This window comes from Halopiger goleimassiliensis (assembly GCF_000455345.1).
Taxonomy (GTDB): domain Archaea; phylum Halobacteriota; class Halobacteria; order Halobacteriales; family Natrialbaceae; genus Halopiger_A; species Halopiger_A goleimassiliensis.
Genome location: NZ_HG315690.1, coordinates 2,995,568 through 3,018,192 on the forward strand (window position 1 = coordinate 2,995,568; position 22,625 = coordinate 3,018,192).

Annotated in this window: 22 protein-coding genes; 13 read left to right on the forward strand and 9 right to left on the reverse strand. The window is 66.9% G+C overall.

Features of this window, described 5'->3' with window-relative positions:
* Positions 1–21 precede the first annotated feature (21 nt).
* Complete coding sequence (locus tag TX79_RS14670) at positions 22–1,659, reverse strand: globin-coupled sensor protein (protein ID WP_049928184.1); 1,638 nt, start codon at positions 1,657–1,659, stop codon at positions 22–24.
* 197 nt (positions 1,660–1,856) lie between these two features.
* Between TX79_RS14670 and TX79_RS14675 the strand changes: the two genes are divergently transcribed.
* Positions 1,857–3,725, forward strand: coding sequence for a PINc/VapC family ATPase (locus TX79_RS14675; protein ID WP_049928185.1), 1,869 nt, complete (start codon positions 1,857–1,859; stop codon positions 3,723–3,725).
* 457 nt (positions 3,726–4,182) lie between these two features.
* On the opposite strand, the gene TX79_RS14680 is transcribed toward TX79_RS14675, so the two are convergent.
* From TX79_RS14680 to TX79_RS14690, 3 genes are all read right to left on the reverse strand, one after another.
* Positions 4,183–5,073 carry an NAD-dependent epimerase/dehydratase family protein gene (locus TX79_RS14680; RefSeq protein ID WP_049928186.1) on the reverse strand — a complete coding sequence of 297 codons (891 nt, stop codon included), beginning with the start codon at positions 5,071–5,073 and terminating at the stop codon, positions 4,183–4,185.
* A gap of 146 nt (positions 5,074–5,219) precedes the next feature.
* Positions 5,220–5,888: a metal-dependent hydrolase gene (locus TX79_RS14685; RefSeq protein WP_049928187.1), complete on the reverse strand. Its 669-nt coding sequence runs from the start codon at positions 5,886–5,888 to the stop codon at positions 5,220–5,222.
* Positions 5,888–6,529 carry a metal-dependent hydrolase gene (locus tag TX79_RS14690; protein ID WP_049928188.1) on the reverse strand — a complete coding sequence of 214 codons (642 nt, stop codon included), beginning with the start codon at positions 6,527–6,529 and terminating at the stop codon, positions 5,888–5,890. Before TX79_RS14690 ends, TX79_RS14685 begins: the two co-directional genes overlap by 1 nt.
* Positions 6,530–6,762: 233 nt before the next feature.
* Here TX79_RS14690 and TX79_RS14695 point away from each other — a divergent pair, with 233 nt between their 5' ends.
* Positions 6,763–7,674 (forward strand): NAD+ synthase, encoded by a 912-nt coding sequence (locus tag TX79_RS14695; protein ID WP_049928191.1) that lies wholly within the window; start codon positions 6,763–6,765, stop codon positions 7,672–7,674.
* Between the two features lie 30 nt (positions 7,675–7,704).
* Here the strand turns inward: TX79_RS14695 and TX79_RS14700 are convergent, their stop codons facing one another.
* Both TX79_RS14700 and TX79_RS14705 read right to left on the reverse strand, forming a co-directional pair.
* Entirely contained in the window at positions 7,705–8,112 is a 408-nt protein-coding gene (locus TX79_RS14700; RefSeq protein ID WP_049928193.1) for a hypothetical protein, read from the reverse strand.
* Between the two features lie 66 nt (positions 8,113–8,178).
* Positions 8,179–8,472 (reverse strand): MarR family transcriptional regulator, encoded by a 294-nt coding sequence (locus TX79_RS14705; protein ID WP_049928194.1) that lies wholly within the window; start codon positions 8,470–8,472, stop codon positions 8,179–8,181.
* Positions 8,473–8,883: 411 nt separating this feature from the next.
* On the opposite strand from TX79_RS14705, the gene TX79_RS14710 reads away from it, so the two are divergent.
* Genes TX79_RS14710 through TX79_RS14720 form a run of 3 tightly spaced genes read left to right on the forward strand, consistent with a single transcriptional unit; the run spans position 8,884 to position 14,649 of the window.
* Complete coding sequence (locus TX79_RS14710; protein WP_049928195.1) at positions 8,884–12,429, forward strand: DUF7289 family protein; 3,546 nt, start codon at positions 8,884–8,886, stop codon at positions 12,427–12,429.
* Between the two features lie 55 nt (positions 12,430–12,484).
* A complete protein-coding gene (locus tag TX79_RS14715; protein WP_049928197.1) occupies positions 12,485–12,832 on the forward strand; it encodes an EMC6-like membrane protein in 348 nt (115 codons plus the stop codon).
* 2 nt (positions 12,833–12,834) lie between these two features.
* Positions 12,835–14,649, forward strand: a complete 1,815-nt coding sequence (locus TX79_RS14720) for a ribosome biogenesis/translation initiation ATPase RLI (protein ID WP_049928198.1) — start codon at positions 12,835–12,837, stop codon at positions 14,647–14,649.
* A 116-nt stretch (positions 14,650–14,765) separates the two neighbouring features.
* On the opposite strand, the gene TX79_RS14725 is transcribed toward TX79_RS14720, so the two are convergent.
* From TX79_RS14725 to TX79_RS14735, 3 genes are all read right to left on the reverse strand, one after another.
* Complete coding sequence (locus tag TX79_RS14725; protein ID WP_049928199.1) at positions 14,766–15,599, reverse strand: hypothetical protein; 834 nt, start codon at positions 15,597–15,599, stop codon at positions 14,766–14,768.
* A gap of 82 nt (positions 15,600–15,681) precedes the next feature.
* Positions 15,682–16,338, reverse strand: coding sequence for a class I SAM-dependent methyltransferase (locus TX79_RS14730; RefSeq protein ID WP_049928200.1), 657 nt, complete (start codon positions 16,336–16,338; stop codon positions 15,682–15,684).
* Between the two features lie 69 nt (positions 16,339–16,407).
* Entirely contained in the window at positions 16,408–16,929 is a 522-nt protein-coding gene (locus tag TX79_RS14735) for an archaemetzincin family Zn-dependent metalloprotease (RefSeq protein ID WP_049928201.1), read from the reverse strand.
* A gap of 39 nt (positions 16,930–16,968) precedes the next feature.
* On the opposite strand from TX79_RS14735, the gene TX79_RS14740 reads away from it, so the two are divergent.
* The 8 genes from TX79_RS14740 (at position 16,969) to TX79_RS14775 (ending at position 22,600) form a co-directional block, all read left to right on the forward strand.
* On the forward strand, positions 16,969–17,376 hold the full coding sequence (locus TX79_RS14740; protein ID WP_195892506.1) for a UPF0146 family protein: 408 nt from the start codon (positions 16,969–16,971) through the stop codon (positions 17,374–17,376).
* A gap of 108 nt (positions 17,377–17,484) precedes the next feature.
* Positions 17,485–18,156, forward strand: coding sequence for a metalloprotease family protein (locus tag TX79_RS14745; protein ID WP_230198584.1), 672 nt, complete (start codon positions 17,485–17,487; stop codon positions 18,154–18,156).
* A 77-nt stretch (positions 18,157–18,233) separates the two neighbouring features.
* On the forward strand, positions 18,234–19,109 hold the full coding sequence (locus TX79_RS14750) for a TIGR01548 family HAD-type hydrolase (RefSeq protein ID WP_049928205.1): 876 nt from the start codon (positions 18,234–18,236) through the stop codon (positions 19,107–19,109).
* A 76-nt stretch (positions 19,110–19,185) separates the two neighbouring features.
* Positions 19,186–19,920, forward strand: coding sequence for a hypothetical protein (locus TX79_RS14755; protein WP_049928206.1), 735 nt, complete (start codon positions 19,186–19,188; stop codon positions 19,918–19,920).
* A 22-nt stretch (positions 19,921–19,942) separates the two neighbouring features.
* Positions 19,943–20,218: a hypothetical protein gene (locus TX79_RS14760; protein ID WP_049928207.1), complete on the forward strand. Its 276-nt coding sequence runs from the start codon at positions 19,943–19,945 to the stop codon at positions 20,216–20,218.
* Between the two features lie 56 nt (positions 20,219–20,274).
* A complete protein-coding gene (locus tag TX79_RS14765) occupies positions 20,275–21,798 on the forward strand; it encodes a stage II sporulation protein M (protein WP_049928208.1) in 1,524 nt (507 codons plus the stop codon).
* A 57-nt stretch (positions 21,799–21,855) separates the two neighbouring features.
* Positions 21,856–22,260 carry a hypothetical protein gene (locus TX79_RS14770; protein WP_049928209.1) on the forward strand — a complete coding sequence of 135 codons (405 nt, stop codon included), beginning with the start codon at positions 21,856–21,858 and terminating at the stop codon, positions 22,258–22,260.
* An 88-nt stretch (positions 22,261–22,348) separates the two neighbouring features.
* Positions 22,349–22,600 (forward strand): hypothetical protein, encoded by a 252-nt coding sequence (locus TX79_RS14775; protein WP_049928210.1) that lies wholly within the window; start codon positions 22,349–22,351, stop codon positions 22,598–22,600.
* Positions 22,601–22,625 lie beyond the last annotated feature (25 nt).

Consider the following 22,625-nt stretch of genomic DNA (forward strand, 5'->3'; position numbering starts at 1 on the left):
ACGAGTCGATTCGCGTCGGGCCTACGAAACGCGTTCGTAGACCGGTGTGTGATCGGCGTCCTCGTCGTCCGCAGTGAGCCGCCGGACCGTCTCGCTGACGGTTCGGAGGCTCGCGGTCTGTTCCTCGCTCGCGGCCGCCAGCGACTCGGCGGCCGCCGCGACCCGGTCGGCCGTCTCGGCGACGTCCTCGACGGTCTCGGCGGTCGCGTCGACGCTCCGGGCCTGCTGGTCGGTCGCGGCGGAGACGTCGCCCATCCCCGCGGCGGTCGTCCGGGCGGCGTCGTGGATCCCCTCGAGCGAGTCGACCGTCTCCCGGACGCTATCCGTGCCGTCTTCGACGCGGTCGACCACCTCAGTCGTCGCCTCGACGGTTTCGGCGGCGTCCTCGCGAACGGCCTCGACCGCGGTTTCGATCGCCGAGACGTCGGCTTTCGTCCGCTCGGCGAACGATCGCACCTCGTCGGCGATGACCTCGAGCGTCGCGTCGTCGACCCCCGTTCGGGAGGACTCGATCTTCGCGTTCGTCGCCAGGAGAGACGTTCGCTCGGCGAGGTCGTCGAGTCGTTCGAGGGTCTCGTCGACCTCGTCGATCCGCGACTCGAGGTCGGCGACGGCCGCGGCGGCCCGGTCGGTCGCTTCCTCGATCGCCGCGAGGTCGTCGAGCGCGTCGTCGGCCGACTCGACGCCCGCGGCCGCGAGCCGTTCGGTCCGATCGCTCTCGGCCTCGACCTCGTCGGCGACGCTCGAGACCTCCTCGACGGCCGCGCTGATCTCCTGGAGTTCGCCGGCCGCGCGTTCGATCGCCGCGGCCTGGGTCGCGGTGTGGTCGCTGATCGCCTCGGCACGGTTGGCGACCACCTCGCTCGTCTCGTGGAGTTCCTCGATCGGTTCCTGGACGTCGGCCTCGACCTCGTGGGCCAGCCGTCGACGCCGCTCGATCGACCGCTCGAGCCGCTGTGCGTACGAGTCGACGTACGTGTCCACCGCGACCTGTACGTCGAGGGTAACGACCCGCAGTAGCGAGAGCACGTCGGCCATCGCGTCGTCGATCGCCCCCCTGAGCGTCGCCTCGAACGACGCCTCGAGCGACGGGGCCTCGGGGTCGCTCCCGCCGAACCCGAGCGCGTCGGCGATCCCCTCGAGACCGCCGCCGTCGGCCTCGCGGTCGGCGGCCCACTCCGTGACGGCGTCGACGACCTGTCGCTGGGCGCGCTCGTTCAGTCGCTCGAGGAGCAACTGGTAGTAGACGCCGTACTGCCCGATGTAGTGTTTCAGCGGCATATCGAGCAGTTCGTGGAGTTTGCCGATCCGGGCGCGGGTCGCGAAGTAATCCCGGTCGTAGTCGCCGGTAGCCAGCGAGACGAGGTAGGCCCGCTGGGTCTCCTTCAGCGCCTCGACGCTTTTGGGCGAGCGCTCGATGACCGCCCGCGTCTCCTCGTGCTCGAGGAGGTTCTCGTAGAAGTCGTCGGCGATCCGATCCTGCTCGTCGCGAAGCAACGGCTCGAGGGCCGACAGCCGCCGTTCGTCCTCGGCGTCGAAGCCCAGAAACGCCTTCCGCCAGGCGATCTCCTCGTCGTCGAGACCGATGCGGTCGGTCAGTTCGTCGGGGTCGACGAACGCGTTCAGTCCGCCGTGTCCGAACGTCTCCGCCGGATCCATACGGGAACGTGTTCGCACCGTCGTATAAGGTATCGTGAGTGTTCCCGGCCGATAGGAACGTCCGACAACGGCCGGAAACGAGCGCCGGTGGCGACCGATCCAACGTCGCCGGTAGCGGTCGATCCCTGCTACGGCTGTGAGAACCGGCCGCGATCGTCTCCCGCAGCCTTATACACGCGGATGGCCAACGTTTCGGCATGAACGTCGTGCCGGATACGAGCGTGGTCATCGACGGCCGCGTCTCGGCGACGATCGACGACGGGCAGTTCGAGGGAGCGACGATTTCGGTGCCGGAAGCCGTCGTCGCGGAACTCGAGGCACAGGCCAACGACGGCATCGAGAGCGGCTGGGACGGACTCGAGGAACTCCAGCGCCTCGCCGAGTTGGCCGACGAGGGCGTCATCGACCTCGAGTACGTCGGCGAGCGGCCCAACGCCATCGAGCGGGGCCACGCCTCCGAGGGAGAAATCGACGCTCTCATCCGCGACCTCGCGGAGGACCTCGAGGCCACGTTCCTCACCAGCGACGTCGTCCAGGCCGAAGTCGCCCGGGCGAAGGGGCTGGACGTCGAACACGTCTCCCCCGAGGTCCGCGAGGTGGGGGCGCTCACCGTCGAGAACTACTTCGACGAGCAGACGATGAGCGTCCACCTCAAGACGGGGGCCGTGCCGAAGGCCAAACGCGGCGAACTCGGCGACATGCACTACCAGGCCATCGCCGACGACCCACTCGACGAGGAGACGATGGACGAGTACGCCCGGGAGATCGTCGACGCCGCGAAGGAGTCCTCCGACGGGTTCCTCGAGCTCTCCCAGCCAGGGATGAAGATCGTCCAGTTCCGGGACTTCCGGATCGCGGTCGGTCGCCCGCCGTTCTCCGACGGCATCGAGATCACCGCCGTCCGCCCGATCGCCCAGACCGACATCGAGGACTACGAGAACGCCGAGGAGCTGAAAGACCGCCTTCTGGAGCGCCAGCGCGGCGTCCTCATCTCGGGGGCTCCCGGAGCGGGGAAGTCGACGTTCGCGCAGGCGGTCGCGCGGTTCATCTCCGATCACGACTACGCGGTCAAGACGATGGAGAAACCGCGGGACCTGCAGGTCGGCCCGGAGATCACCCAGTACACCGAACTCGGCGGCGAGATGGCCAACACGGCCGACGCTCTGCTGATGGTCCGGCCGGACTACACGATCTACGACGAGGTCCGCAAGACCGACGACTTCGAGGTCTTCGCGGACATGCGACTCGCGGGCGTCGGCATGATCGGCGTCGTCCACGCGACGCGCGCGATCGACGCCCTCCAGCGCCTCGTGGGACGGGTCGAACTCGGGATGATCCCCCAGGTCGTCGACACCGTCGTCTACATCGAGGCCGGCGAAGTCGACACCGTCTACGACGTGAAAACGGAGGTCAAGGTCCCTGCGGGCCTCACGGAGGAGGACCTCGCGCGGCCGGTCATCCAGGTCACCAACTTCGAGACCGGTGAACCCGAGTACGAGATCTACACCTTCAACCGGCAGGTCGTCACCGTCCCCCTCAAAGAGGAGGAGGGCGGCCCCGGCAGCGAGTCCGGCGTCGACCGCATCGCCAAACAGGAGATCGAACGCGAGATCCGCTCGATCGCCCGGGGCTACGTCGACGTCGAACTCCGGAGCCAGGATAAGGCCGTCGTCTACGTCGAGGAGGACGACATCTCGAGCGTCATCGGCAAGGGCGGCGGCCGCATCACGGACGTCGAGAACCGCCTCGGGATCGACATCGACGTCCGGACCCACGACGAGAACCCCAACTACGGCGCGGGCGGCGGAAGCGCCGGCGCGAGCAGCGACGGCGGCCAGGCCGCCGGGCAGATGGTCACGCCGGAAGTGACCTCGCGACACATCGTGATCCCGGTCGACGGCAACCACGGCGAAACCGTCGAAGTCCAGGCCGGCGGCGACTACCTCTTCACCGCGACGGTCAGCCGCGGCGGGGAAATCCAGGTGTCTCGAGGCAGTGCGATCGCCGACGAACTCGAGCAGGCGATCGATCGAAAGGATCCGATTACTGTCGTCCCGTCGTCGTAGAGGGGCGAGCGCGGCGACTCGCTCGTTTCGGCGTCGTCGCGATGAAGGAGTGTCTGGTGGAAACCGTCAGAGAACGGGTCCCGCACCTTCTTTCCAACCGCTCGCAAACGGCACGTATAGACCGTATAGGTATCGTTCCGTCCATACCGTTCCAGTTTGCGGTGGCGCGTGCTGTCGAGCGGCCGACCGAAAGGGAGGCCGCTCGATGAAACCGCGCGAGGGATGAGCGAACGGAGTGAGCGAATCGGCTGGGGAGGGTGTGGCCACTCCCCGTGTCCACGAGAGCAGGAACGCTTCATTTCGACAGCTTCCGTGCGAACTCACTGTTCAGTTGGCAACTCTACTGATCAGCCGGTTCGTCCGATAGCTACTCGAGACCAATACCGCGAGAACGGACCGCATCCACCGTGGCCGGCGTCGAAACGCCACAGTCGCACTCGAGCGAACCGAGACCACACTACGGCTCGAGGAACGACGGCCCCGGAACCGACTCGGCTTCGGCCGTCTCCCAGGTGTGGTCGGGCTCCCACCCCAGCTCCCGGCGGGCCTTCGCCGTCGAGAAGGCGGCCTCCGTGCCCGAGAGGTCGCAGGGCGAGGGCAGATTCCCGAAGGCGGCGTCGATCGTCTCCGCTGTCGGCCGACCCAGGTAGTTGTCCTCGGCGACCGCGAGGTAGGGCTCGTGGCCCTCGACGTCGGCCTCGAGGGCGCGTTCGACCAGCGAGACCACGTCGCGGACGTCGATGTACGACCAGAAGTGACCCACCGGTTCGGGGTCGTCGGGGTCGAACGCCTCCCGGACCGCGGCCACCTCGTACGCACCCGGGTAGTTCACCCACGACGGCCGGAGCGAGACGACGGAGATGCCCGCCCGGCGGACGATCATCTCGGCGAGTTCCTCGCCGACCAGTTTCGAGGTTCCGTAGGGATCCTCCGGCTCGAGGGGGTGTTCCTCGTCGATCGGCAGGTACGCGGGGAGCCTGGGTTCCGCGGCGAAGGGCATGCCGTAGATGCTCTCGCTCGAGGTCCAGACGACGTCCGCGCCGACGGACCCGGCGGCGTCGAACACGTTGTACGTACAGGCGACGTTCGTGTGGAACGTCTCGCTGCCGGGTCGAATTCCCATCCGCGGGATCGAGGCGCAGTGGACGACCGCGTCGGGTCGTTCGGCCCGCACGACGTCGATCGCCTGGCCGTAGTCGGTGAGATCCGCGGCGTAGAAACTGGCGTTCTCGAGGCGACCGGCCGGTCGCTCGAGGTCGACGCCGACGACCTCGTGACCTGTCGTCGCGAGCCGTTCGACGACCCAGCTACCGATGCCGCCCGTCGCACCCGTGACGAGAACGTTCATGGTGGTGCTGGCCCGCTGGCCCGTATCAAACTGCCGATATCGTGAGCGTCTCGAGACGGTTCGGCCGACGCACTCGATCCCTCGAGCGGACCGGTGGACGAGAGGCAGGGCGTCGAACGACGAGTATCCCGAATCGAGCGGGCGGCCTACGGCTCCTCGCGACGATCCTGGAACCGCCGCGCGATCACCACGAAGACGCCGGTCAGGACGAGGTAGAGTTCCCAGCCGTTCTCTGCGATCGGCAGCAGGATCGGATCGTCGGAGTCGGGATCCTCGGAGAGTTCGACCGGGTTCGCGACGTGGGTGTCCTCGGTGGTCCCGACCGCACCGGCGTCGATAACCTGCTCGCCGGTCTCGGGATCCGTGCCGAACTCGACGAACGTCTGGACGAGGCCGTCGGCCGTCGAGAGGAGCAGTTCGCCCTCGAGGCGGACGAATCGATCGATCGCCGGATAGAGGGCGTTGATCCCCTCGAGGTGGGCGTAATCGAGCAGGAGGTGGGCGAAGACGTGGACGAACAGGACGACCCAGGCGACGCGGACGCCCCGGCCGCCCCAGCGACCGCGGAGCCACGAGTCGTCGGGGTCGCGCAGGCGGGTGTCCCAGTAGAGCCACACCCCGACGAGGAGCGGAATCGTCAGGGTGTGCAAGACGGTCCGGTGAGCGCCGTCGACGACGGGACCGAGCAGGGCGTCTGCCTCCGGAAGTGCGACCACGACGAGGAGGAGGGCGAGCACGCGCCGATCGTAGGCCCCTCGCAACAGCCCGGCCGCGAGCAGGAGGGCGACGCCCGCGTGGACGACCGTCGACGGCATCAGCGATCACCTCTCTCGCGAAGCCGGACTGCGGCGGCGACCGCCGCCGTCGCGACGACGACCAGTTGCCAGCCCGACGTGACCAGGTGCAGTTCGCGCTCGAGTCCCGTCTCGAGGCCCGTCCCCGGCGTCGGGTTCACCCACGTCGCGACGTGGTGCTCCGCCGTCGTCCCCGGCGACTCGAGCGGGAGGAGTTCGCCGCTGTCGACGAACGTGAGGATCACGCCCTCGTCGCTCGAGAGGAGGAACCTGCCGGCGACCGTGTAGAACCGATCGTGCAGGGGATAGAGGAGGGCGACGCCCGCGGACCCGAAGAGGTCCAGTCCGATACCGGCGACGACGAACGCGGCCAGGGTGACCCACGCGACCCGCACGCCGTACCAGCCGTAACGGGCCGCGAGCCAGGAGCGGTCGCGGTACCGGGTATCCCAGTAGAGGACGACGAACGCGAAACCGGGCAACAACAGGGTGTGGAGGAGGGCGTTGGTCGTGCCGTGGACGACGAGGCTCGCGACCGCGTCGAGGTCCGGGAGCGCGGCCGCGAGGGCGACGACCAGTACGGATCGTCGGTCGGCCGCTGCACCGAGCAGCGCCAGCCCCAGCAGGACGCCCACCGCGACGTTCACGAGCGTCGGTGCCATACCGATTTCTCAGAGGTACCGAAAATAAACGTATCGTCGCCGACGCCGGTCGCCGTCGTCTTCGGACGACCGGTCACGGAGCGACCGACGCCGGCCGACGACCGCCTCTTCGACTCGGAGTGTCCGTTCGATCGCCAACCGTCGTTTCTCGAGACAGCTAGTTGTGTAAGGATTAGGCATAAATAGCAGACAGTTGCTTCGATAAGTAGAGATATGGTTGGTGATAGAACCATATGAGTATCGAGGACAGCACGTTCGTCTACTCGGAGGTCGAACGCGAGACCGGATCGGCTCTCACGGATCCAACCACCCTCGAGCGAGTCCGGACGCGCATCGTCGACGCGATCCGGACGGCCGTCGACGACGCGAGCGCGGAGGGCCTCGTCGTGGCGATGAGCGGCGGCCTCGATTCGACCGTGACCGCGATGCTCGCCGTCGAGGCGGTAGGCAGCGATCGCGTGCTGGGTCTCGGACTTCCCTGTGACGAGCCCGACGAACGCACCGTTAGCGAGGCCCGCACGATGGCCGACGGACTCGGGATCGAGTTCCACGAGCTCCAGCTCCGGCCCGTTCTCGAGGCGTTCGAGGCAGCCGTTACGCCCGACCTCGAGCCGTCAGATACCGACGCCGGAGTGTCGGACGATCGCACCAGAACGCGAGGCAACGCGATCGCTCGACTGCGGATGGCCTGTGCGTACTACGCGGCGAACCGCCGCTCGCGGCTCGTCCTCGGGACCGCGAACCGGTCGGAACTACTGGTCGGCTACGTCACGAAGTACGGGGACGCCGCGGCCGACGTCTACCCCCTGGGCGACCTCTACAAGACGGAAGTGCAGGCGCTGGCCGAGTGGATCGGCATCCCCCGTCGGATCGTCAGCAAGGAGCCGAGCGCGGGCTTCAGGGAGGGGCAGCGGGACGCCGACGACCTCGGCGCACCGTACGAGGAAATCGACCCGCTGTTACGGCGGATCGTCGACGAGGGTGCGTCGATCACCGACGCGGCGGACGAACTGGGCATCGACCGGACCACGGCGCGAACGATCGCCTGGCTCGTCGCGGAAACGGCCCACAAGCGGACAGTCCCCCCGACGCCCGGCGTCGGCGATCGACCGCCGTTCGACCGTGCGGTCGACCTGTCAGGGTGAGGTCCCCGCTCCGTCGCGAGCGATCGGTGCTCACCGCCCGGAGTCCTCCCGGTAGAGTTCCGGGTTGCGCCACCAGAACAGCCCCCAGCCGAACGCGAAGCCGCCAGCCATCGCGACGATTTCTTCCAGGATCCACGGTAACGTGCCGAGCAACGCGAGCAGTACCAGCGCGGACCCGGCCAGCGCGCCCAGCAGGACGAACACGAGATCCCCGAGAATACGAATGGTCGAGTGCTCCCAGTAGTGCTGGCGGTCGTCGTCGTACCAGACGCCGACGTAGATCAACACCGGTGCCATCGCCGTGATGACCGTGATCGCGTGATATTCCTCGGAGAAGCCGTACTGCGAGAGGATCGCGTTGACGACGCTCGCCAGAATCGTGGCGGCCAACAACCCGACGAGCAACCACCCCGTCCGCGGGACCGTCTCCTTGTCCATACCAGGGGTGGCCGAGGCCGTCAAAATAATCCTACCGCTCTGTTCGCGACCCGCTCCGGCGGGCGGTTATTCGGCACAGCAGGCGTCTTTCTTCGCCGCCTCGTCGACGCCGTTGCCGTCCGCCGCGACCGGCTCCTTCAGCCGGTAGAGGCTCTGTCGAGCGTCCGCAAAGTAGATGTCCTCGTCGACGATACCGATCTCTTCGAGGCGCTCGAGGGCGTACCGGACCGTCCGGGCCGACAGCATCGATTCCTCGACGATCTGTTTCTGGGTCAGCGGCCCGTCGTACTCGAGAACCTTGAAAACCAGTTTCGCGCTCGGTGGAAGGTCTTCGATCTCCTCCCCGTCAGTCTCTTCCATGTTACGAATCGAAATTCCCCAGCAGTATAAAAGTTGAGCCTTACCCGTCGCAGATGTAATGAAAGATTACGTGGATGCTCGACGAGTAATGTGGCGTCTGCGGCCTCGAGTGGCCGAATGTTAACCTGATTAACCGGTTAGTCAGACGGTCGTACTGTCGGTTCGGTCCCTACATTTCGATCCAGTTGTGAGTCGAGCGTTCGGCGTACGATCCGGTACTGACTCGCTCACAGACCGACGGGATCCGGCCGACCCGGGTGGCCCCATCGTATCACCAGCGCCCCCGGTCCGAACCGGACGGTCCGTCATCGGGTGAAATCGTGCCTCGAGTTCGCAAAGATCGCTAGATCCCTTGTTTGACCTCACAGACATCGTGAAAGTTTTTATATGTAGAGTTCGTTGAATGAGAAAATGGCAGGGGAGAATCGTCCTGGGTTGCCGGACTCGTCGGATCGGGGACTGAGTCCGGTCGTCGCGGTGGCGTTGTTGTTTACGATGGTGCTCATCGGGGCGGGACTCGTCTTCGTCACGGGGTCCGAGATGATCGCCGCCTTCGAATCCAACATCAACAACGAGAAGGTCGACCTCTGTGTCGACGAATCCGACCACCGCCTCGGAACCGTCGTTGGTACAGGTTCCGAACGGTCGCTCGAGTTCGACGATCCTAACTGTCAGCCACAGGTGGCCGGCGACGGATCGATCTCGGTCACGGCATACAACAGTTCGATCGAAGACCCACAGTGGAGCGATCCGGATCGAACCGTCACCGAAGAACTCGGCGCGCTCGAGTTCGACGCCAACGACCGACGGATCGCCCACCAGGGCGGCGGAATCTTCGAACTCACTGACTCCGGTGCACGCACCGTGGAGTCACCTGAGATCGGCTTCGGCAGGAACGACACGCTCAACCTGGAGTTCATGCAGGTCAGTTCGGGCAACGGCCCGGGAGCGCGATCGATCGCCCAACAGGACCCCGATGGCGCATCGCAGGCGGCAGCGAACCTCAGTTCGGTCGTCGAGAACGCTACTAACGACGTCGCCATCAAGATCGAAAGCCAGTACGCCGACGGCTGGGAACGCCACCTCGAGAGCGAAATCGAGCAGGTCGACACGTTCGCCGTCGACGTAGACCGACCGTCGAACGACGAGGTCGTGATGACGATCGAGGAGATCGGCGAAGCCCCGATCGACCCACACTTCCTGATCGACGAGGATCACGGACTATCGCCACATAGCAACGGACACACAATCGCCGGCAACATCCTCGAACATGGCACTGACTTCTACATTAACACGACGCTGACCAACTACGGAGACGAGGCGGACCACGTCACTGCCACCATCACGATCTGGAACGAATCAGGGGCGGTCGTCGAGACACGTCAACTCACGTCGAACGACGAAATCGCTCCCGGCGAATCCATTCGAACAGACGGTGACTACGACTGGGCCTGGGGCGGATCAAACGCGAATCACCGCTTCGTGACAAAGAGCGGAAATACCGGAAACGGAAACGGCGCTGGGAACGGGAACCAACCGATCGGGGTCGAACCGGGAGAGACCTACGAGTACCAGGTCGAAACCGATCCCGGCGACGACTCGTTGACCGATCGAGGATCCTTCCTCGTCGATGAGAACCCGCCCGAGTTCAGTATCGAGTGGACGAACGTCGTCGGCGAGCCGATTACCCCGCGAGAGACGGTTACCGTCGAAGCCGAAATCGAAAACCAGGGCGAAGAAGACACCCAGTACGTCTGGCTCGGCGGATTCGACGGCAACGTGGTCGACATCGGCGAACTACACCTCGACAGGCACGACAGCAAGACGGTGACGTTCGAATGGGGGACTGCACCCATCCCCTCCGACTCCGACCCCGAGTTGACCGTCGGGACGCAAGCCAACACGGAGACGGTCGACGTCGACGTCGAGCCATTGCTCGAGATCACCGACGTCGAGGTGCTCGAGGACTCCGTCGAGGAAGGCGATACGGTGTCGGTCGAGGCCAACCTCGAAGCACTCGGCGGTCAGACGAGACAGAGCGTCGTGCTCGAGGGGTTCGACGGCGGGGTCGTCGATCGAGAAACCGTCACCGTGTCGGGTGACAGAACCATCACACTCGACTACCCCGGCGTCGGGGAACGAACCGATCGCGTCACGGTGAGAACCGACGACGACGAGGCGGAAGCAGTCGTCGTCGTCGAACGGGAGGGCCCGGTCTGCCGAGAAGTCAGTTACGACGGAAGCGGAACGTCATCGGATCCGTACCAGGTGGGCAACGTCGATCAACTCCAGTGTATCAACGACCAGGGTCTCGACGCCCACTACGAACTCGTCGACGACATCGACGCCCACGGGACGAAGTTCTGGAACAGCGGAACGACGGCGATACACGAAGAGGCAGAGACCGACGACGGGACGGATTTCACCTATGGCGACCGGATCAATCTCAGTAAGACGTCCGTCGTCGATGGATCGGTTCACGTCGACGGTGGCGGTTACTATGGTACTGGTCCCGACTTCGAACTCGTCGATCCGGAGAACGGAATTATCGAGATTCGGGACTCGCCCGGATACTTCGACGATTGGTCGGAGCTAGAGATCACCTACGAGCGAAGCAGTCCGCAGGGATTCGAGCCGATCGGTCAAGACGGAAATAACTATCCGAACAAGAACGATATTTCCAACTGGGACGGTGACGCGTTCAGCGGAGAGTTCGACGGGAACGGGAACGAGATCAGGGGGCTGTATATCGATCGGCCGAACGAACGGTTCGTCGGGCTGTTCGGAGCAACCAACTACCCGTCAAATGACGCACCCGTCGGCTGGGGGTCCACGATACAGAACGTCCGACTCACTGATGTCTACGTACACGGCCAGCAACACGTCGGTGCCCTCGCCGGACAAGCTGGCGGGACCGTAGAAAACGCGAGAAGTGAAGGGTACGTCGAGGGAGAGGAGCAACTCGTAGGGGGACTGATCGGCGACGGAGCACACGCCAACATCGACAACCGCCTCGTCGCGGAAGGCACCGTCGTCGGCGGAGAGATTGCAGTTACCGGTCGCAACAAACTGAACCACGAAGGAATCGGCGGACTGGTCGGCCGGGCGACCTGGGAAACCCAGGTGTCGACGGCCTACACGCAAACCGACGTCAGCGGCTCCAAATACGTCGGTTCCATCGTCGGCACCTCCTCCTACGTCGACTCGGAGTTCGAGCAGATGTACACCACCGGCACCGCCAGCGGCAGCGACTCCGACGCCGGTGCCATCGTCGGCCACGTCCTCTCCGGCGGCGACCGCTTCGCCGACAGCGTCTACTGGGACGAAACGATCGAGTCCGATCCCTACGGAGAGGTCGGCAACTGGTACAGGGATCGTCTCGACCCCAGCGACATCCAGGGTGACTGGATCGGCCGCACGACAGCCGAAATGCAGGGCCTCGACGTCACCGATCCCGGTCGAATGGACAACCTCGAGTACGAAGACGAGGGCGGCCCCTGGGTCGCCATCCCCGAGGACTACCCGCGGTTCGCCTGGGAACTCGAGGCCGAGGGCGTCTTCGAGGTCGATATCGACGACGTCGAGAACGTGACGGCCGGCGAAGCCGCCACGGTCGAGGTCACGGTGACGAGCCGATACCAGGACCGCAACGAGGAAGACGTCACGCAGACGATCACGCTCACGGACCCCGACGGCCAGATCGTCGATACGAAGCAGGTGACCCTTGAAAGTAGCCTGGACGACGACGAGTCGACGACGATCGACCTCGTCTGGCAGACCGGCTTCGACGACGACGGCGTCGGCGAGGTGACCGTCCGGAGCGAGGACCGGGAGGATTCGGCGACGATCGAGGTCGATTCCGTCGACGACAGGACCGGCAACGCCGGCAGTTCGCCGGAAGACATCATCGCCGACTCGGCGGTCGACATCGACGTCGACGCGGTCCAGGTCGGCTGAACGGAGCCACGACGAACCCGAACACCTTTTCACGCCCGACGACAGAGGTTCTCCCATGTCGACCGAATCGATCAGTGACCGACGCGAGCACATCCGCTCGATCAGCGTGACGGCGCTGGCAGCGCTGCTCGGCGTCGGTGCAGCACTCGCGTCCATGTCGATGACGGGCGAGATCACGTCGCTCGAGACGGCGAACGAGGTCGCGAGTGATACCACGGCGCTCATGCTCGTCGCCGGGGCGATTCTCGTGCAGTTCATCCTCTACGACTTCACGGACATCTACAGCGACGACGAATTCAGCGTGAAAAACTACCTGTACATCGTGTTCATGACGTTCGCGTTCTGGTTCGTGACGTGGGGAATCCTCCTGACCTCCGAAGCCGCTGACTACCTCCCAGCCTAACCATGGCAGACGACAGTATCGCCGTCGTAGACCTCGATCGGTGCCAGCCCGACCGGTGTAGCTACGAGTGCAAGAACTACTGCCCGCCCAATCGCACCGGCAAGGAGTGTATCACCCTCCGGGGCGAGGAAACCGAGGAGGGCCAGCCCGAGCAGATTCAGATCTCCGAGGAGATCTGTCTGGGCGAAAGCTGTGGGATCTGCGTCGAGAAGTGTCCCTTCGACGCCATCGAGATCATCAACCTGCCGAAGGAACTGCAGGACGATCCCGCCCACCGCTACGGGGAGAACGCCTTCTCGCTGTACGGCCTCCCCGCGCCACAGGAGGGGCAGGTGACGGGCATCCTCGGCCCCAACGGGATCGGGAAGACGACGGCCGTCCGCATCCTCGCGGGCGAACTCGAGCCGAACCTCGGCCGCCACGAGGAAGAAATCGACTGGGACGACGTCCTCGAGGCCTACCGTGGAACCGAATTGCAGGACTACATCGCGGACGTCCGGGACGGCGAGGTGACCGTCGCCCGCAAACCCCAGTACGTCGACCAGATCCCCGATACGTTCGACGGCAACACCCGCGAGTTGCTCGAGCGGACGGACGAGCGGGGCGCGCTCGAGTCACTGGTCGAACGGCTCTCGATCGAACCCGTCATGGAGCAGTCGATCGACGACCTCTCCGGCGGCGAACTCCAGCGGGTCGCGCTGGCGGCTACCCTCGCGCGGGATACGGACTTTTACTTCCTCGACGAGATCACGCCCTACCTCGACATCGGCCAGCGCGTGACGGCGGCGCGGTTGATCCGCGAACTCGCCGAGGAGGAGGACAAGTCGATGCTCGTCGTCGAGCACGACCTGGCGATCCTCGACCTGCTGGCGGATACGCTACACGTCGCCTACGGTGAGCCGGGTGCCTACGGCGTTGTCACCTCGCCCAAGTCGGTTCGCAACGGGATCAACGAGTACCTCGCGGGCTACCTCGACAACGAGAACATGCGGATCCGGCCGGACCCGATCGAGTTCGAAGAACACGCGCCACGGACCGACGTCCACGGCGACGTACTCGTGGAGTATCCCGACCTCACCAAGAGCTACGGCGACGGCGAGTTCTCGCTCGAGGTCGAGAGCGGCCAGATCCACGAGAACGAAGTCCTGGGGATCGTCGGCCCCAACGGGATCGGGAAGTCCACCTTCGCGAAACTGCTGACCGGGAATCTGGACCCCGACGAGGGCGACGCGGACCTGGATCTGGACATCTCGTACAAACCCCAGTACGTCACCATCGACCAGCACATGCGGGTCGACGCGTTCCTCTCCTCGATCACGGACCAGTTTGGCTCCTCCTACTGGAACACCGAGATCGCGAAACCGCTCCAGCTCGAGCAAATCATGGAGCAGAACCTCTCGGACCTCTCGGGTGGGGAACGACAGCGCGTCGCCATCGCTGCCTGTCTCTCCGATTCGGCGGATCTCTACCTGCTCGACGAGCCCTCCGCACACCTCGACGTCGAACAGCGGGTGCAGGCCACGAGCGCCATCCGGCGCTACGCCGAACAGCAGGACGCGACGGTCATGGTCATCGACCACGACATCTACATGATCGACCTGCTCGCGGATCGGCTGATGGTCTTCGACGGCGAACCCGCCGTCCACGGGCACGCCGGCCAGCCCCAGTCGATGCGCGAGGGCATGAACGAGTTCCTCGCGAACCTCGAGGTCACGTTCCGCCGCGACGAGCGCACCTCGCGCCCACGGATCAACAAGCCCGACTCGCAACTCGACAAACAGCAGAAAGCGGACGGCGAGTACTACTACGCGCCCTGAAGTCGCCGTTTTCCCGGGGTCAATCGCCGTTTCTCATACGGTTTACTGTAAGTCATTTCCGGCGCACCCGCCGCTCCGGTCGCGGGTGCGCCGGTAAATCGTTACAGTAATCCGTATCAATGCTCGCGCCGACTCCGGAAGACCACGCCGAGCCCCAGCGTTACGATCAGCAGTCCGAGCAGGACCGCTCCGACGACGCCGCTCGAGAGGACGAGGCCGCCGGTCGCCCCGATCACGGCACCGACGGCCGCGATCACCACCCCGAAAACGACGATGCCAGCCCCGAGGAGGGCTTCGCGCGGGGTGGCGGCGGCGTCGCCGTCCGTCCGGTGGGGGCGCTCGAGCGGGTCCACGAGTCGCCACTCCGGGCCCGTCTCGCGCTCGAGTCGGTAGCGGCCGCCCGACAGCGACGACAGCAGGGCGTCGCCCGCCGCCTGCAGTGATGGCGACCACCAGTCGTCCGCGTCGTCCTCCTCGAGATCCGTCCGCTGGAGGTAGACGGGTTCGCCGACGGCGTGATCGATCGAGGCGGCGTCGTAGCCCGCGTCCTCGACGATCCGCGCGAGCAGGAACTCCCGGGACCACGGAATCGGCTTCTCGAGGGTAAAGGAGACGGTCTCGCCGTGGGGAAGCGACGCCGTCAGCCGGACGGTCGTCTCGTCGACCGTCGTGAGGTCGGTGATGCGGCCCTCGACGTACCCCTCCGGCGTGGTCATCACGTCGATCCGGCCGAGTTCGTCGGCGAGGTCGGTCTCGGGAGGATAGCGGGGGCGACGCGGCGAGACGTCGTCGTCGACAGAGCCGCCGCTGTCTCGTGAGCCTTCGCGGTCGGTGTCCCGATCGGGAGCGACGCCGCGGGTGATCTCGATCTCGACCTCGTCGCTCGAGCCGTCCTCGCGGTCGTCGATCGGATCGTCGTTCCGAGCGGGCGCGTCGGAGTCGTCGGTCACGGCTCTGGTTCGCCGTCGGTACGGGATCGAGCGGCGTAAGTCGTTCCCCTGACCGACCCGTCGCGGGGGACGGTCGCCCCGCTCAGTTCCCGTCGGGGATCGCCTGGATCACCGCGAACAGGCCGTCGCCGTGGCCCTCGCGGACGTCCGCCGATCGCATCGCCTTCGCCTCGAGTTCGGCCGGATCGTCGAAGATCGTCTGGAGGCGCTGTTCGATCGCGAAGCCGGCGGCCTCGAGCGCCTCGCAGGCCTCGGCGGCGGTCAGAAACTCCGCGTGAGCGTAGAACGGATCCTCGTCTTTGGACTCCTGGTAGATCCGCCCCACGGGGCTCGAGCGATCGAGGACGGCGACGACGAGCGCCCCGTCGTCGGCGAGGACCCGACGGGCCTCCGCGAGCGTCGCCTCGACGTCGTCGACGAACGAGAGGACGGTCACGAGCGCGACGAGGGAGACGGCGTCGTCGGCGACCGGAAGCGACTCGGCGACGCCGCGAACGGGGTCGACTCCCCGGTCGGCGGCCCGCTCGAGTGCTCCGGCCGCGGGATCGACCCCGACGGAGAGATCCAGCGGGCCGGCGAACCGTCCCGTTCCGACGCCGATCGCCAGCCCGTCGGACCGGTCGAGGTCGTCCGGCACGGCGTGCTCGAGGGCGGTCTGCTCGGCACGGTAGGCTCCCCGGTGGGCGTCGAACCACGCCTCGTACTCCTCGACCTTCGTTTCGAAGGGAGAGCCAGCCATTGTCCCAACACGCGTCGGCGACGAACAAAAAGACTCGTGTGCCGGCCGGATCGGTACGTGGGCCGACGATCAGCCGATACGGCGCTGACAGCTGCCACAGAGGTTCTCTTCCTTGATGTCGACTTCGCGGACGGTCGGCGAGAAGTTCATCACGCAGCGGTTGTTGTCGCAGTGCTCGAGGCCGTAGGTGTGGCCGATCTCGTGGACGATCTCCTTGCGGACGCGGTTCTCGAAGATCTCGTTGGCGCTTTTGTTCGAGAAGCCGCCGTCGCTCGAGGTCTGCAGGCGGTAGGTCGAGACGACGCTGCCGCTGCCGTCGAGGTACGCGAGGCCGAAGACGTAGTTCCGTCGCCGGTAGAAGAGGTCGTGGGGGGTGATCGCGATGTTCTTGTCGCCGCGGCCGACGCGTTCGGCCAACTGGATGAAGGGCTCGGCGGAGTACTGGTTGCGACCGGAGTCGTACGCGCCGTTGGGGACCGACTGCGCGTCGTTGACCGACACGTCGCAGTCGTAGACCGACCGCAACGCCCCCGAGGCCGCCCGCTTGACCTCCGCGGGGACGCTGCCGACCGGCACGATATCGACGAGCATGGCAAACCATATGGACGCGGGGAGCATAAACGTCCCGCCGTGTCCGACTCTCGCCGGCCGTCTCCCGACCTGTTCGACCACCTCGTCGACTACGACCGCGTCGTCGAGGTGGGGATCGGCCGGCGACCAGACCTGGGCGCGCGACTCGCCCGGGCCGGCGTCGCCGTGACGGCCACCGACGTCCACCGTCGGCCGACGCCCGAGGGCGTGCGCTTCGTCCGCGACGACGTGCTCGAGCCGGATCCGTCGGTCTACGCAGACGCCGACGCCGTCTACGCCCGGAACCTCCCGCCGGAGCTACATCGGCCGGCCCGCGACGTCGCCCGGGAGGCCGCGGCCGACTTCCTGTTTACGACGCTCGGCGGGGACCAGCCCGCGGTGCCGGTCGAGCGACGGACGATCCGCGAGGGGACGCTGTACGTCGCAGCGGCCGCAGGTCCCCCGTGAGTTCCCTCACCCCCTCGAACGATCCCGACAGCCACTCGAGTCGTTCACTCAGCGAACGCGACGGGTCCGATACCGTGAAGGTCCCCCAGTGTGTGGATGTCGAGCGACGTGCTCCCAGAATCGCTCTCGGATCCAGTCGTGCTCGCGGTCGTCGGGCTGGTCCTCGTGGCCGTGACCGTCGGCCTGCTCCTCCGGATCGGTGCCCAACTCGTCGCGCTCCCCGGCGTCGTCGTCCACGAGTTCGCCCACGCGGTCGTCTGCCGGCTGCTCGGCGTGACGATCCACGAAGTCGCCTACTTCCGGCTGGGTGATCCCCCGGGTTACGTGCGCCACGAGGAACCGGCCCGGTACCGACAGGCGTTCGCCATCGGCGTCGCGCCGTTCCTCGTCAACACGATCGTCGCCTTCGCGGCGTTTCTGGGCCTGGCGTGGCTCTTCCCGACCGTCGACGACGTGCGGGCGGCGTCCCCGGAGGCGGCCGCGGTCGGCCTCCTGCTGGCCTGGATCGGGCTCTCGGTCGGCTCCTACGCGTTTCCGAGTACGGGCGACGCGAAGAGCCTCTGGAAGCAGGCCCGCACGCGGTGGCGTCGGTCGCCGCTGGTGTTGCTCGGTGTGCCGGTGGTCCTGCTCATCGTCGCCGTGAACCTGCTCTCCCGGCTGTGGGCGGATCTCCTGTATGCGATCGCGCTCGGCCTCGCCGCGTTCGTCCTCGTCACGGGCGAGCTACCGATCGGGGTCGAGGAACTGCCGCTCCTCGCCGGAGCCCTTCCCGTCGGCTGACGCAGGGAGCGGCGCACGTTCGAGGGAAAGCCGACCGAATCCGCGAACCTTTATCCTGGGCGTCCGTGCGGACGGATATGAACGCAGACGCCGTCGTGCTCGACGTCGACGGGGTGCTCGTCGACGTCGCCGACTCCTACCGACGGGCGATCGTCGAGTCCGTCGACCACGTCTACGACCGGACGATCCGCAAGGACGACGTACAGCAGTTCAAGGACGCCGGCGGGTTCAACAACGACTGGGAACTCACCTACGCCGCGGCGCTGTACGTTCTGGCGACGGCGGAAGGGTATCGCGCCTCGATCGACGAGTACACCGACGCCATCGCCGACGCAGGCGGCGGCCTCGAGGCCGCCGAAACCGTCGTCCGCGAGGCCATCGGCGCGCGGGCCACCCAGCGGGTACGCGACCGGTGGGACCGCGAGCGACTGCGCGACGTCTTCCAGCAACTGTACCTCGGCCCCGAACTCTACCGGGGCCTCGAGGGCGGCGACCCCGACCTCGCGACGCGCGGATACATCCACGACGAACCCGTCCTGCTCTCGGCCGACGCCCGCGAGGCGCTGCTCGAGACCTACGACGTCGGGATCCTGACGGGGCGGCCGGCCGCCGAGGCCGAAATCGCGCTCGAGCGCGTCGGACTCGACGACGCGGTGGCGGCCGACCGCCGGTTCACGATGGACGACTGGGAGGAGGGGAAACCCCACCCACGGGCGCTCGTGACGCTGGCCGAGCGATTCGACGCCGAGACGGTCGTCTTCGTCGGCGACACGCTCGACGACGTGCGGACCGCGGTCAACGCGGCGGAGGCGGACCCGGACCGGGAGTATCACGGCGTCGGCGTCCTGACCGGTGGCCTCACCGGCGAGGAGGGGAGACGGAAGTACGAGGCCGAAGGCGCGACGGCGGTTCTCGAGTCGGTCGACGACCTGCCGGCGTGGCTGGCGGACTGAGCCGGGCTTCGACGACGGCCCGCCATCGTTCTTCCACAGGTACAACTATGGGGCGGCCGCGAGTTACGGCCGGTCGATGACGATCTACGAACGCGGGCGGAGTCGCGACCTCGCGGTGATCGACGAATGGGAGGGCGGCTTCGGCTGGCTCGCCCACCCGCACGAGCACGGACGACGGGCGAGCCACGCCGTCGACGGCCCCGGGGGAATCTGGCTGCTCGATCCGCTGTGGACCCCCGACGCCGTCGAGACGATCGACGACCGCGGGGACGTGGCCGGCGTTGCCGTCTGTTTCAACTGGCACGCCCGGGACGCCGACCGGTTCGCCAGCCGGTACGACGTCCCCGTTACCATACCGGCCTGGTCCGGGATGGACCGCGCCGTCGACCGCCTCGAGGCACCCGTCGAACGCGTCACCGGCGGCCTCGGGGAGTCGGGGTTCGAGCTCCGGCGGTGTGAACCGATGCCAGGGTGGAGCGAAGCGTTCTGTTACCGCGAGCGCGACGACACGCTGTACGTTCCCGAGTCGCTCGCGACCGCTCCCGGCTACACCGTCGGCGACGAACGCCTCGGGACCGGCGTCCTCCGCCGGCTCCAGCCACCGCGCGCGCACCTCCGCGACCTCGAGCCCGACCGCGTACTCGTCGGCCACGGGGCGGGCGTGCTCGAGGACGCGACCCGCGCGCTCGAGCACGCGCTCGCGGTCTCCCGGCGGCGGTTTCCCCGGGCCCTCCGGGAACACGGCGTCGAGCAGGCGCGGGCGCTGCTGGCGGCGATGCGGTCGGAAGGAGGATGCGCAACCACTACGTAGCCGGACTGACAACGCTGGACCGATGTCATCGATTCGCCGCCTGCTGAGCGGTCTCCTCGCGAGCGTCGTCGGCATCCTCGTCATCGGCCTCCTGGCGACGGTCGTGTTCGCGGTCGCCATCTTCGTCGTTTCGACCGGGGCCGGCCTCGCCGGCTACGAGCCAAGCGCCGACTACGTCGTCCTCGCGGCCGCGCTCATCGTCGTCGCCGTCATCCTCACCGGCGGCTTCACCCCGCGGCTCTCCAGCAACGACGGGGACGACTCGAGCGATACCTTCGACGACCGGACCTACAACTGACCGGGCCGGGTTGCCGCGGCGGAGTCGTTTAACTGACAGGACTTCGAAGAACCGCTATGAGTCTCTCCGACGTCGTCAGTGCCGCCGCGGCGGTCTTCCGTCGTCGCCCGAGCGATCTGCTCCCCTTCTACCTGCTCGGCGCGGCCATCCCCGCGATCGTTCGGATCGTCCCGTTTTTCGCCGGTGCCCTGGTCTACGCGTATCTCGCGGCGACCGGTCGGCTCGAGACCGCCCTCGCGGAACTGGACGGCCTCGAGCAGCCGATGCCGGATCCCCAGGACGCCGAGGCGCTCGAGGCCTGGCTGTCCGACCTCTGGCCCGTCCTCGACGCCGTCCTGACGCCGACGACGATCCTGCTCGTCCTCCTGACGATCCTCCTGGTGGTGCTCGGCTTCCTCGTGCTGGCCGCGCTCGTCTCGGCAGGACAACTCGCGGCCTGTTACGGCCGCCTCCGGGACGATCGCGGGCTGGTCACGGGAATCGCGGGTCTGCGACGGCACTGGCTCCGGTTTCTGGGCCTCTTTCTACTCGAGGTGGTGTGCTGGATCGGTGCCGTCCTCGTCGTGGCCATCCCCACCGTGCTCGTGGCGCTGCTGGCGTCGGCCCTGGAACCGCTGCTCGGCGTCCTCGTCGGCCTCCTGGGCGCGCTGCTCGCGGTCGTCGCGGTACTGGCCGTGCGTGCGGTGTTCGCGTTCGCCCCCGTCGCGGTCGTCGTCGACGACGTGAGCGTCGTCGACTCCCTCTCGAACGCGATCCGGTTCGTCCGCCGTCGGCCGGTCGAAGCCGGCTTCTACTACGTCGTCTCGGTCGGCTCCCTGCTGGCCGTCTCGGCCGTCTCGGGACTGTTGCTGTTCGTCGACGTCGTGATGGCCGCCTCGCTGCTGACGACGCTCGTCCTGCTTCCTGCGCTGGACCTGCTGAAGACCGCCCTCTACGGCCGGCACCGCGGCCTCCCGCGACCGCCCGGGCCGCCGGAGCGATCCGTTCGCTCACAGTTGCGTGCCGGCCTCGGTCGCGGCTGGCGGGCAGTCACCGCGTTCGTCCGCGACACTCCCGGAATCCACGCCTTCGTGGTCGTCGTCGGCGTCGCCTCCTTCGTCGGCGGCTGGCTGCTCGTCGGCCCCTACGCCGACGTCCTCCCGCAGGCGTCGATCGAGACCCGTCTCGAGGGGCTCGTCCCGCCCGCCGCCGCGCTCGAGTTCTTCGGCAACAACTGGCTGGTCGCGATTACGACGGCGTTCGCCGGTCTCGCGTTCGTCGTCCCTGCCCTCTTCGCGGTGGTGTTCAACGGCGTCGCCATCGGCGTCACCGCCCGCCTCGAGGCCGAACCCCTCGAGCTGCTGGCGTTCGTGCTCCCCCACGGCGTCCTCGAGATCCCGGCGATCCTCGTCTCGGGCGCGCTCGGGGTCTGGCTCGGCGTCGTCGGCTGGCGGGCGGTTCGTGGCCGGGCAGACAGGAACGCGGTCGCCGACGCGCTCGAGCGGGCGTTCTGGGTCGTCGTCGGCGTCGGCCTGCTGCTCGCGGTCGCCGGCCTCATCGAGGGGTTCGTCAGTCCGTACTACTGGCGACCGTTCATCTGACTCGACGCCGGAACCTGCCAGCCTTACGCTGACGGCCGCCGGCGCTCGAGGTCAGGTATGACCGGCATCGACTCGAGCACCGACTTCGAGGAACTCGCCTCGCGGGTCCGCACCCAGTCAAGCGACGCCGCGGGATCGGACACCGACCGCGTGACGATGCGATCGTTCGACGACCTCGACCTCGAGACGCTGACGACGCTGCTCGAGACCGCCGAGAGCGAGGGGACGCCGCCCGGCGACCTCGTCTTCGTGCTCTCGCGGGCGAACCTCGAGTTGTTGCTCGAGCGCGAGGACGACGTCGACGAGCGCGAGGACGTGGCGGATCGACTCGGGCATCCGGTAACCGCCCACGAATCGATGCCCGACGACACGATCCTGTTGCTTGCGCCCGACGCGATCGACGGCGCATCGATCGAGGAACCGGAGCGGATCGCCTGCGGACTCGTGGGCTCAACCGCCTGAGATCCGGTATCGCCGTGACGCCGCCGAGAGTCGCGACGACACCGGCCGTTACCCAACCCTTATGGTGTTGTTTCAGTAACAAGTTCGTATGGGATCGACCTACTCCCGGGACCGATACGTCGACCGATCGGTCTGGACCGCCCTGAGTTGGAAGACGCTCGCACTGTTGACGACCGTCCTCGCCGTCTCGCTCACCGCGTCGACCCTGGCCGCCTCGATGGGCACGCCCGACGGGATCCTCCCCATCGCGATCGGGACCGTCGCCGTCGTCGCCGTCGGCCTCGCGCTCGTTCGGTGCTTTTCGTCTCTCGAGGCCAACGGCCTCCCCGTCCTCGAGTAGTACGCGTCGCTCGACCGGGTGCCCG